This is a genomic window from Blautia sp. MCC283, assembly GCF_018785565.1.
Taxonomy (GTDB): Bacteria; Bacillota; Clostridia; order Lachnospirales; family Lachnospiraceae; genus Blautia_A.
The window spans coordinates 120,756-132,679 of record NZ_WQQB01000017.1 but is presented as its reverse complement, the minus strand read 5'-3'; the positions used below and the strand labels follow the sequence as shown (position 1 = coordinate 132,679).

The window sequence follows — 11,924 nt, the reverse complement described above, 5'->3', positions numbered from 1 at the left end:
GGAGAGGAAAAGGTTCAGACTCAGCTGTTGATAAGCTCCGTCATCACGACTTCCTCCGCCTGTGCTTTCAGGCTGTTCATGTGCTGCACCCACGCCATCTGCTGCGTTTCCTTGTCCGGTGCGGGGCTGTCCTTCAGGTACTGCTCCATCAGAAACTCCACTCTGGCTTTCGCTGTTTCCTCGATCTCCCACAGGTGCGGGAACAGGCTCTCCGTCAGAATCATGTCGTTCAGGAGCATCGGATTGTTCTGTTCCAAAAATGCTCGACGCATCCTGCCGTACTTGCCCAGAGGTTTCTCTCCCTCGTTCTCCAACTGAAGGTTCGGAATCTGATAATCTCCGGCCTGTCTGTAAGTCATCTCGCTCATAATCTGTACTCCTTTCGGTAGCTTTAATCTGCTCATGTTCTCCAATCGCTTTTTCGATTTCCTGAAACATCCTTGTGCTGATGGCATTCACCGCAGTACCAAGGGCATTTACCGTCTGTCTGGTGTTAAAATCAAACACCTTCTGGAAATCCTCATGCTCGAAGTAGTTGTCGGGACTTTCCACGAACCGGCAATACATCGTATAGGATACGCTGTTTGCCACCGCATTTTTGAAAGCTACTTCGATGTTGAGTTCATCATACTCCTCAAGGAAGCTGTTGGCAACGATGTCGAGGAACTGCTTTTTGTAATCGTCCCAATACTCAGCCGCCAGTGCGGATGCAATATCTTCAAGCTGTGCTTCCAGTACCCCGTCAGCGGCAACACCGAAGGTACGCTCCATCGCTTCCATGACATAGGAGCGGTTTTCAGGCGTCACCTCCCACGGTTTCAGTTCCGGGGAAGAACGGCGAACGCCGGTATCCGCCACATCAAACACATAGCGCAGATACGGTTTATCCCTGTTCATCACAAACAGAGCAATGCCGGTAGAGCCACGCTTTACATATCTGCGGTAATTTTCAGCGTTCCAGTCCTCATAGGGCTTGCAAAAGGTCGCATTGGGGCGCTGAGCATAAATCATCACCTGTTCCGGATAGGTGAACTCATAGTTGCGGGACATCGTTCTCAAAAACGAAGTCCAGTTATCTGTGTTCGAGGTGATTTTCCCAATCGTTTCTTTTGCTAATCCGGAATAAAATCGCTCTTTTGCGTTCATTGTATCCCTCCAATCCTATCAATCCGGATAAAGGTTCAGCTTCTCAAAGGCGGCATCGTCCATGGCTGAAACTTTACGGAGAACCGAGTCTGCCAAAGCAAAAAGCTCTGACTCGTCCTCCGAAAGCTGTTCCTTCATCAGTGTCAGTGCTTCACACAGCCCTGACCTTGTGCCAGGGCTGTAAAGCATCATCATGTTCCGCTCATCCTGTGTGAAATCCATCATTCAATCTCCCTTTCCGGGTGGCTCTTGGGCGGCTTATGGGAAACATCCGGCACGGGCTTTTCCTTTAACTGCTCCAACACCGAAGGACGTTCCTCTAATCCGGACGCTTTTCCGTTATTGATGATACCGTCAATCATCCCATAATCATCTTCCATTGCCATCTCTGCGTTTTTCAGGTAGTTTTCGGACTTCATAAAGTTTTCCAGCTTCTGAAACCCAACAGAATCTACATAGTGAAAGGATACCTCACCGACTACCTTTAAGGCTACGATGTCGCTGACCGACATACTGTGACCACGGAAATCATCCGGGTGGTCAATATTGAACTTTACATACAAATCTTCCAGCTGCCGATTCACATCCTCGGACATAGAAATGGAGCCATGATAGACCACCTCGTAACGGTCAATCTCAGGCTCCATTTCTTTCTTCTGAAGGTAGCTGTAATTTGCAAACATGAGCGGGATATTATCGTCTACATCTTCCCGCAGCTGAAGAATCGCATAGGAATCCGTGGGGCTTTCCAGAAAAGCAACCATTCTGTCATCCGGGGTGGTATTTCCGTGAACATCATCCCATTTTTCGTTTTTCATATCCGTGTCCTCCTTATCGTTCAGGCTCTTTGCGTTTGGGAGAGGGACTGGCAGGCGCAGCTTTTTCTGCGGCCTGTGCCAGTTTTTCCATGACCGACTCACGCTTCGGAGAGTCGAGCTTATCCAGCTGACTTTTCAGCACTTTGGCAACCTCAACCGCAGTTTCCTCACGGGCTTCTTCAATGGCTGTATTCAGGAACTCACGATACGGAGCCGTATTACCAGCGGCAAGATCTGCCTTGATTTCTTGGATATGCGCCTGCACATCATCGACCTGATCCATATATTCATAGGGGTCGAAGTTCTCTGCAAAACGGTCGAGCTTAAAAGCAAGCTCAGCGATAGGGTCATTGACCACCACCGCCTGTCTGCCGACTTCAAAAGCCTGCTCCATGACATCCTCATAGAACATTGCCCGCAGTTCCCGGCGCTCCAGCCCGAAGGATTCCAGAATATCCCGGCGGACTTCGAGCATGGACAGTTCAGGGTTATCAACCTGACCGCCATCAATCTCGTTGTAGTTTTCATCCAACAGGGTGTAGTCGTAACCATCTTCGCAGGTCTGCACCGCAAGGATTCTATCCTTTCCGACCTTCCATGCGGCTTCATCGCCCATAATCTCAGGCTCCGGCATATAGCTTGCGCCGTTGCGCTCCATAATTTCTGCAAACTGGCAGATATGAAACACATTGTATCCGATCTGCGTATGATACTCGTCAATGAAGGTGCAGGGCTTCACAACCATTTCATCCGGGTAGTGAATCTGCACACAGCTGCCATCGGGGATATGAAACAAATCCTTATAATGGCTGTCGATAAATCGGATTTCCTTACCATCCGGGTTGTACTCATTTGTCATTTGCGCTTTCCTCCATTTTCAAATTCCATACTGAACTTCGTTTTGCCATCATCTGATACCTCCATAAAGACGGTGGCATCAAAGGTGTTGCCCGTTCTTTCGGACTTGCAATTCTTGAGCTTTACCTTGCCGGAACCAAGCAATTTCTGCGCCGTGGCAGAAGTCATGCTCTTGCCGATGCTCGCAAAGTAGCGATTGTTTTTCCAGAGGGCAAATTTGCAAGCTCTGTTGGAACAGAAAAATGCCTTGGCTTTGTCCTCTACAGCACTGCCGCAGAGCGGGCATTTGCCGATAGAATTGGCTTCTTTCGACATCATAACCTCGGAATCACGGATTACTTCATAGTTCTGAATCAGACCGGCAATCACATCTTTGATCTCGTCCATAAAGTCCTCGCTGGCATATTCGCCTTTCTCAATGAGCAACAATTTTTCTTCCCAATCCGCCGTCATGGATGGGGACTGAATCTGTTCCGGCATGACTGTTACCAGAGCCGTACCCTTGTGGGTCGGAATCAGGTGTTTGGTTTTCTTATCACCCTTACGCTCCAGAAAACCGATGCGAACCAGCTTCTCAATGATACCGGCACGGGTCGCAGGCGTTCCCAAACCTTTGCGCTCCACCTCATCAGGCATTTCGTCCGCACCGGCAGTTTCCATAGCAGAAAGCAGAGTATCCTCGGTAAAGTGTTTAGGGGGAGATGTTTTCCCTTCCTTGATTTCCGTGCCGCTGACGGTCATTTCGTCACCAACGGAAACAGAAGGGAGTGTCTGCACGTTTTCGTCGGATTTTGTCGAATCATTTTTCTGAACCAGAGCTTTCCATCCATCCTGCACAACAGTTTTGCCTTTGGTGGAAAACACGGTACCGCCACAGTCCAGCTCAATAACTGTCTCTGCGTATCGGTGCGGATCGCCAACAGCTACGCACAACCGATTCGAGATCAGTTGCAAAATTGCAAGTTCACCCTTGGGAAGTTCGCTCAGATTGCATTTCTGCAATTCTCTGGTCGGAATGATGGCATGGTGATCTGTGACCTTTTTGTTATTCACAACCTGCTCTGCATGAACTGGTATGTTATCCACATCCTCCACGGGGAATGTGTGGAAAGCCAGCTTTACGAGGTCGGTCAGGCTATGTGCCATATCTTCCGTCAGAAACCTGCTGTCGGTACGGGGATAAGTGACCAGTTTCTTTTCATAGAGGTTCTGCGTGTAGTCCAAGGTCTGCTGTGCCGTGTAGCCAAGCACACGGTTGGCTTCTCTCTGTAAACTGGTCAGGTCATAGAGCGCAGGCGGCTTTTCTGTTTTCTCCTTACATTCAGCTTTCTGAACGATTGCCACCGAACAGCTTTGTTTGACAGCTTCGGCTGCTGCCTTGGTTTTGAAGCGTTCGCTTGCAGCCGTAAAACCATCCAATCCAATCTGAACTGTGTAGAACAGTTCAGGCTTGAATGCGGAAATGGCAGCTTCTCGCATAACAGCCATAGCAAGGGTAGGGGTCATAACACGACCAACATTCAGGGTCTGCCCGTAAAGGGTCGAAAAAAGTCGAGTAGCGTTAATACCAACAATCCAGTCGGCTCGTTCTCGACACAGTGCTGCTTCATACAAAGCATCATATTCCGTTCCAGACCTGAGATTTTCAAAGCCCTCCTTGATTGCTACATCTTCCATCGAGGAAATCCAAAGCCGCTCAAACGGCTTTCTGCACCCGGCTTTGTGGTACACCAACCGAAAGATCAGCTCGCCCTCACGACCGGCATCTGTTGCACACACAAGACTCGCAACATCTTCTCTGGCCATGAGCTTTTTCAGAATCCCAAACTGTTTTTTCGTACCGGCAGAAACCTCATACTGCCAGTCCATCGGGAAGATAGGAAGGTCTGCATAAGCCCATTTGCTGTACTTCGCATCATAGACTTCCGGCTGTGCCAGCTCCACCAAATGCCCTACACACCAGCTGACCACATATCCGTTTCCCTCTAAGTAGCCATCCTCACGCTTGGCAGCACCTAACACTTTGGCAATACTCTGTGCAACCGAAGGCTTTTCAGCCAAAACTAATTTCATTTGCATCTGCTCCTTTCACAAAAAAATAAGCAGCCACACACCGTAGTGCATGACTGCTATGTAAAAAGTTCGGAAAGGATTTTTGCAACCTGATACAATTTTCTGTTCTACAATCTCCGTCATAATAAAAATATCTCCATCATTTCAAAAGAGAATGACGGAGATATTTCACCTTGCTTATTCTTGTAGCAACCAATCGGCTATATCGTGAATTTCGATTCCTTCATAGCTATATTGGGGATGTTTGGTTCTGGCAATAATCATTTTCGGATAAGCGTCTCGAATCTGAAGCAGAGGAGAGCATTCTCTCTCAAATGTTTCCTGCCCGGAAATGTTGTCGCTGACCTGAATATAAATCTTTTCGCTACCTCTCTGAGCAACAAAGTCGATTTCCTTTTGATAGAGCTTGCCGACATAGACATCATATCCACGGCGAAGAAGCTCGATACAAACAACGTTTTCATATACTCTGCCATAGTCTATATTTCTGCTTCCCAGTATTGCATATCGAATACCGCTGTCACACAAATAGAACTTTTCAGAGCTTTCAAGGTATTTCTTACCTCGGATGTCATATCTCTTAATATCATAAAATACAAAAGCATTGCACAAATACTTAATGTACTTGCCGACGGTTACATGATTGGTTGGAGTCTCATTTGCTGTCAGTAGCTGACTGACCTTATTCGGAGAAGTCAGGTTGCTGATATTATCCATAAGGAACTCGCTCAGACGTTGTAAAACCAAAGTGTCCGGGAGAGTATATTTCTGTACCAAATCCCTTGTAACAATCGTTTCGTAGACCTCTTTGATATAGTTTGTTCTGTCTTTTTCGGTTCTATAAGCATAGGAACCTGCTAAACCGCCCTTGATAGCGTACTCATCAAAGAGCTTATCTTTGTCACTAATATCATCATAATACTGGCAATATTCCTGGAAGCTGAAAGGAAACACATGAATTTCAATATAGCGTCCGGTAAACAGAGTTGCCAGATCTGCACTCAACAGGAAAGCATTAGAGCCTGTTACATAGATGTCGTATTTTCCCTTAGAGTACAGGCTATTGATTGCCAACTCAAACTTGGGACACATCTGAACCTCGTCTACAAACAGGTAGTTCGTTTTTCCTTCCTGATAATGTTCTTCCACATAGGCGTGTAAGGCATGGTATTCCTTGATTTCTTCATACGCCAAATCCATGAAGTCGATGAAGATAATATTGATGTTTTCAAAATTGCTTTTCAGATACGCAATATACGCCTGCATCAATTTGGACTTACCAGATCGACGAATGCCCGTGATGATCTTGATGTCAGGAGTACCATTCAGTTCAATGATTCTATCGAGATATTTTGCTCTCGTGATTGTTTTCATATAGTCACCCGCTTTCAAAAATTGAAGTTTTTTCATTTCTCGAAACCGCTTCGCTGTACTTATTATACTGTCTGCTAATAGTATATGCAAGATGTCACTTTCAAAAACGCAAATTTTTTTATTTTTTGAAAGCGGAAACTATGTAAAGGCAACCCGAAGGCTGCCCCAGGCATCAAGCCTATCCTGTTTACACAGGTTCATTATCATCTTCATCGACGGAGCTATCTTCATCGTCGTCCTCAAACTCCGGATCGTACCCATAGTCCTCGTCATCGTCCACATAATCAGCATCTGGGTCAGGCTTTGCCGCTTCCTGTGCCTTCTTCTTTTCCTGGACTTTCTTAAATACGAAGAATCCACCACCACAGGCAAGCACAATCAGAGTAAGAATCGCCGGGAGCATATTTGTGGATTTCGGCTTTTCCTCCGGTGTCGGTTCTGTAATTTCAGGAACTGTTTCAACTACTTCCGGCTTTGTTTCCTCAACCGGCTTGGTGAACTCTGCAACTTCTTCCTCGTCCATCAGCTTGAGCAGGTCGGCTTCATCCACCTGATTCAGAAAATGCACGGTTTCCTCGCCCTTATCATCACGGTCAATGATGATATAGAAGTAGTTTCCGTTTTTGGTTACAGCGGTAATGAACTGCTTTCCGCTTTTCGTAGGCGAGCCAGCGTCATCAACCAAAGTCAGATTGCCGTCGGGAGTAAGCGGTAGCATCGGCTCCTCCGGCTCTGTTTCGGGAACTTTTTCTTCGACCGCAGGTTCTTCAGTCGCTACGCTTTCATCTACATAGGCAAATGCCGTTGTAGAAAACACGCCAAAACACATTGCACACGCCAGCAATGCGGCTCCAATTTTCTTAAATCTCATTCTGCGTTTCCTCCTCATTCATAGTATTGATCGTATCAGGCTTCGGAGCCATATCCGCAGCAAACATACGGAGCAGCTCGGAAAGCTGTTCGGGATTCAGGTTCGCAGCATGAACCATCTCATGGATTTCGGAATTTTCCTCCTCACGGTATCTGCGTTCCAGGTCTTTCACCTTAGCATCCCATTCTGCCCGTTTCTTACGGGCTTTTTCAAGGTCTGCACCTATTCTGTCTAACTTGGCACTCAATCGCCATCCCTCCTTTAGTTTCTGATTCTGCCGAAGCAGTAAAAATGCTGTTGCCAGTAATTCGATTCGATAGAAGCGTAGGAAATGGGGTTTCCGCAGTGGATCATCATACCATTGCCAACATAGATACCAACGTGTGATGCACCGGAGGTATCATAAGTGCCTTGGAAGAAAATCAAATCTCCCGGTTTGGCAGAGCTTTTCGGGATAATGTCGCATACGCCCATCAAACCGTTTGCGGTCAAACGACCAACACTCCAACCGTTTCCGCAGTGATTGATTACATAGGAAACAAATCCGGAGCAGTCAAAGGAGGTAGACGGGCTGCTGCCGCCCCACACATACGGGTATCCCAGATATTTTTCAGCTTCCCGAATCATATTGGCAAATCTTGTGTCTGTCAGCGCTTCGCCCGGAATATCATAATCGGTGTACTCGCCGCCAGGGGTGGCGTAAATGTCATTTCCGAAAATATCCGGTCTGTTGCCCCTTGTCTGAAGCAAAATTCTATATCGCTCCATATCATCTTCCGACAAGCCGGAATTTGAAATCACACTGTTCAAGCCCTTATTTCTGAGCTTCACATTCAGAATATAATATTCGTAATCTTCTTCCTCTGTTGTTGTCTCTCCCGTTTCGGGATCAGTAGAAGATGTTGTTCGTGTACGAATCTCTACTACTTCCGTCAGGGTCAGCTCATATTGTTGCTCAAATAGCCATTGCAGGGTAGCCTGCACCTCATCTCTGGTGTAATCCTCAAACTTCACCGTCAAATACGCCGCCAGCTCATAAGGATTGTGGTTGATTTCATCAAGGTCATACCGGTACTCGTCATATCCGCTATGAGTACGCTCGATATTATTGATTTTATTGCGGAGCGCAGCTTCCAAAGCCTTGTAATCATTGTCCGCACCAATAATATCTTCCTCTTTTGCAGTAAAAGAAGTTCCCAGAATGATCTGTGTGCCGCCTTGGAACATAGCCGAACAAGACGAGAACATCCCTGAGAGTATCATAAAAAGCAGTCCGGCAATCAAAACAAACAGAATCGTTTTAGAGTGTGTGGTGCAGAACTCCGTTACTCTTTCTGTGATGTTCTTGGCTCCCTGAGCTGCTTTGCCCGTTGCCTTGCCTGCACCCTTAGATGCAGAAGCCGTTGTCGAAGCGGTATTCTTACCGGCTTTGGCGGCAGCATATTCTTTCTTGATTGCCCTTTTCTGTTGCCAACGGGAAAAGGGATTGGAACCGGCATCGGGGTTGTCCTTTTTGAACTTCTCATACAGGGCATTTACATTTGCTTTATCTGACTTCTCAACCAGCTTTTCCGCCTTGTCGTAGGCTTTCAGCTTGTGACTGTAAACGGCATGATCGACGGTATAGACAGTGGATTCAACAGCCTTGGTCGTTTCCTGCACAGCCTGAACGCCGATATTATCATCCTCATATTCTGACACCGCCCGATGTGCTTTGGATGTGAGCGTGACTGCGGCACCACGGCTTGCCATGTGCTTTGCCACAGATGGGCGCTCGATTTCCGTAAACTCCGCTTTTTCAAAACGGAGCTTTGCTTTACGGGAACCGGCTGCATCTGTTTCCAGCTTTAGCTTCGGCTTTGCCTTTTTAGAAGCCAATTTGTCTGCCGCTTTTTCAGCCCTATCAACCGCCTTATCTGCACGGTCGGCAGCTTTCTTCACATGAGAATCTGCAAGGTCATCTTCGGTAAAACGGAGTCGTGTAGGTCTTTTCGCCATACATTACGCCTCCTTTTCCTGTGCCACCTCGTTTAACTTCGTGGTCATAATGCGATACAGTTCCAGATCTGTCGGGAATCGGTCAATGAACGGCAGAATCACATTGCCATAGAACAGAAGTCCTTCGCCCTCACCGGAGTTGGTTACATAGGACAGCTGATGCGGCGAAATGTTCAACCGCTGTGCCAGAATACTTCGGTCATCGCTTGCCTGATTCAGCATATAGATGAAATCAGAGTTTTCGAGGATGTTGGCAATCTCCGGGGAACGAAGCAGGTCTTTGACATTCTGAGTAATACCGGTCGGCAAGCCGCCCCATTTACGGAATCGCTTCCAGATTTCTACGGAATAGGTTGCCGTCTGTTCTTCCTTCAGAAGCAGATGGAACTCGTCAATATAATATCTGGTCGATTTACCGGCAGAACGGTTGGCAGTTACACGCCCCCAGACCTGATCCTGAACGATCAGCATACCGATTTTTTTCAGCTGATTGCCCAGCTCCTTAATGTCGAAGCACACCAGACGATTCTGAATATCCACATTGGTTCTGTTGTTAAACAGTTTCAGAGAACCCTTAACATAGATTTCCAAGGCGGTCGCTACATGGTGGGCTTCCTTTTCGTCCTGTTTCAGAAGGGCATCATACAAATCCTCAAGGATCGGCATATTCTCAGGGGCAGGATTGTCGAAATATCTCTGGTAAATCTGATGCACACAACGGTCGATAACCGTCTTTTCGATAGGCTGCAAGCCATCCTTACTGCCCATAATCAACTCACAGAGGGACAGGATAAAATCAGCTTTCAGTGCTACCGGGTTGTCATCCTCAGAGTAGTTCAGGTTGATGTCCATAGGGTTGATATAGTTGGTACTGGAGGAGCTGATTTTTACCACCTGACCATTGAACTTGTGAACCAGAGCCGCATATTCCGCTTCGGGGTCGCAGATGATAATATCGTCATCCGTAACCAGGAACGCATTGGTGATTTCACGCTTTGCGGAAAAGGATTTACCGGAACCGGGAGTACCCAGAATCAGTCCGTTGGGGTTCTTGAGCTTCTTTCTGTCCACCATGATAAGGTTGTTCGACAGAGCATTCAGCCCGTAATAGAGCGTTTCTCCACCATTCTGGAACAGCTCCTGCGTGGTGAAAGGCACAAAAATAGCCGTGGAACTGGTAGTCAGGCCACGACGAATCTCAATCAGGTTTTGTGCCAAAGGCAGGCTGCTCATCAGTCCGGATTCCTGCTGAAAATCCAAACGACGCAGATTGCAGTTATGCTTCTGGGCGATGCTCTGTGCCTGGAACACATTGTTCTCCAGTTCCTGCTCGGTGCGCCCGGTGTTCAGCACCAGAAATGTCACCATGAACATTCGCTCATTCTGGCTCTGCAATTCTTTCAGAAGTGACTTCGCATCTTTACCATAGGTAGCAAGGTCAGATGGGATAATGTCCATGTCATAGCCAGAACGCACAGCCTTTTTCTGTTCCTCGATTTTGGAACGGTCAAGCTCGGTGATGATTCTCTTGATGGTCTTAATCGCCGCAGTCTGGTCAACCGACTGGATGTGCATGGTCACGATCTGCGTGGATTCCATATCCAGAAAATCCGCCAGCATACGATCAGACAGGTCTGATGCCGTAATTGCCAGATAAGACATCGAACCGAAGATACTGCCCATCTGGAAGGTGCGGTTGGTCTTAAAGGCAAACGCCGTCGGAGCAATGAAGTCCTTTACGGACAGCCCGGATTCCACAAGATACTTCCAATCGAAGAAGAACTTATCATTATCACCCATGTGGAACATAGAGTGCATCAGATGCAGCCGCTCTTTGCCGTTCATGGTAGTGGCAATGACACCCAAACGCCGAAAGTTATTGAGCAGATCGTTTTCGATATGGTTGAGTCTCGGCTTTGCCTGCCGCATGGATTCGGCTTCAATGCCGAATGTCAGGTACTTGGTTTTGGTCAAGCCGTTGTTGCCCTGCGCCAACTGCTTTTTCAGCATCTGGCTATACTCGGCACGGACGGGATTGAAGCTGTCCTTCTTGAACGGGATACGGATACTCTTTTCAAAGCTTTCAGCATCGGTACTCAGGTTCATAAAGGAAAGCTCAAAGTGAATGGAGCTGTCAAAGAAATTCAGGAAACTGCACCACTCATCGAAGATGGCAGTCTTATCTTCCTGCTGTGCCAGCTGATAGTTGATGTCCTGAAACTGAATGGTCTTGGTGTAATAACTGTCAGTGACACGGCAGATGCCATCCGGGAACATTCTCTGAAAGGGAATGGACTGCTGTGCAGTCTGCGGAATACCGTTGTCCTTCTTTGCCCGTTCCACAACAGCTTTAATTTCTCGCTGCTGCTTCCGATTCAGATTTGCAGGCATTTTGATGTTTCTTGCCTGTGGCTTCTTTTTGAAAAACAATTCGTTCAACCTCCTTTTCCAGTTTGTACTGACGCATCAAAGCGTCATAATAGTTGTCCGTCTGATAAGGGCGAACCTTGGGACGAACGAATTTGGTCTGAATGAAGTGTTCTACAACCACTTCCAACGGCTGACTATCCTTTTCATACATTGCCAGAAAGAACAACGGTAACATGACGATCATCATGGACAGTGCTGCAAGGCTCACATTTCCGGTTGCTTTGACCAGAAAGAAAATCGGCACTCCGATGAGCGCCGCCGCACCAAAGCAAAGTAACTGCCGTTTCGTCAGATTGAAGAACACTTTTGTTTTTACCCTCGTCAGGTCACGAGGTACGGGAATATACGCTGCCAAA

Annotated in this window: 10 protein-coding genes; all 10 read right to left on the bottom strand. The window is 47.2% G+C overall.

Going from position 1 to position 11,924, the window contains the following annotated elements; genetic code table 11:
* Window positions 1-1,164 precede the first annotated feature (1,164 nt).
* The 10 genes from GPK81_RS06625 to GPK81_RS06580 all read right to left on the bottom strand — a co-directional run bounded on the left by GPK81_RS06625 (window position 1,165) and on the right by GPK81_RS06580 (window position 11,923).
* A complete protein-coding gene (locus GPK81_RS06625; RefSeq protein ID WP_002578948.1) occupies window positions 1,165-1,371 on the bottom strand; it encodes a transposon-transfer assisting family protein in 207 nt (68 codons plus the stop codon).
* Window positions 1,368-1,964 (bottom strand): YodL domain-containing protein, encoded by a 597-nt coding sequence (locus GPK81_RS06620; RefSeq protein ID WP_002304389.1) that lies wholly within the window; start codon window positions 1,962-1,964, stop codon window positions 1,368-1,370. The genes GPK81_RS06625 and GPK81_RS06620 overlap by 4 nt, the downstream gene beginning before the upstream one ends.
* A gap of 13 nt (window positions 1,965-1,977) precedes the next feature.
* On the bottom strand, window positions 1,978-2,823 hold the full coding sequence (locus tag GPK81_RS06615; protein WP_002304387.1) for an LPD16 domain-containing protein: 846 nt from the start codon (window positions 2,821-2,823) through the stop codon (window positions 1,978-1,980).
* Window positions 2,820-4,895, bottom strand: coding sequence for a DNA topoisomerase 3 (locus GPK81_RS06610; protein WP_002578949.1), 2,076 nt, complete (start codon window positions 4,893-4,895; stop codon window positions 2,820-2,822). The genes GPK81_RS06615 and GPK81_RS06610 overlap by 4 nt, the downstream gene beginning before the upstream one ends.
* Before the next feature lie 177 nt (window positions 4,896-5,072).
* Window positions 5,073-6,305, bottom strand: coding sequence for an ATP-binding protein (locus GPK81_RS06605; protein ID WP_002304383.1), 1,233 nt, complete (start codon window positions 6,303-6,305; stop codon window positions 5,073-5,075).
* A 151-nt stretch (window positions 6,306-6,456) separates the two neighbouring features.
* Window positions 6,457-7,140 carry a DUF4366 domain-containing protein gene (locus tag GPK81_RS06600; RefSeq protein ID WP_002578950.1) on the bottom strand — a complete coding sequence of 228 codons (684 nt, stop codon included), beginning with the start codon at window positions 7,138-7,140 and terminating at the stop codon, window positions 6,457-6,459.
* Complete coding sequence (locus GPK81_RS06595) at window positions 7,130-7,387, bottom strand: DUF4315 family protein (protein WP_002304378.1); 258 nt, start codon at window positions 7,385-7,387, stop codon at window positions 7,130-7,132. The genes GPK81_RS06600 and GPK81_RS06595 overlap by 11 nt, the downstream gene beginning before the upstream one ends.
* Before the next feature lie 14 nt (window positions 7,388-7,401).
* Entirely contained in the window at window positions 7,402-9,138 is a 1,737-nt protein-coding gene (locus tag GPK81_RS06590) for a C40 family peptidase (RefSeq protein WP_002304377.1), read from the bottom strand.
* 3 nt (window positions 9,139-9,141) lie between these two features.
* Window positions 9,142-11,529 carry a VirB4-like conjugal transfer ATPase, CD1110 family gene (locus GPK81_RS06585; RefSeq protein ID WP_002588967.1) on the bottom strand — a complete coding sequence of 796 codons (2,388 nt, stop codon included), beginning with the start codon at window positions 11,527-11,529 and terminating at the stop codon, window positions 9,142-9,144.
* The gene (locus GPK81_RS06580; protein WP_002304375.1) at window positions 11,489-11,923 is read right to left on the bottom strand and encodes a PrgI family protein; all 435 of its coding nucleotides are present in this window, start codon (window positions 11,921-11,923) and stop codon (window positions 11,489-11,491) included. The genes GPK81_RS06585 and GPK81_RS06580 overlap by 41 nt, the downstream gene beginning before the upstream one ends.
* Window position 11,924 lies beyond the last annotated feature (1 nt).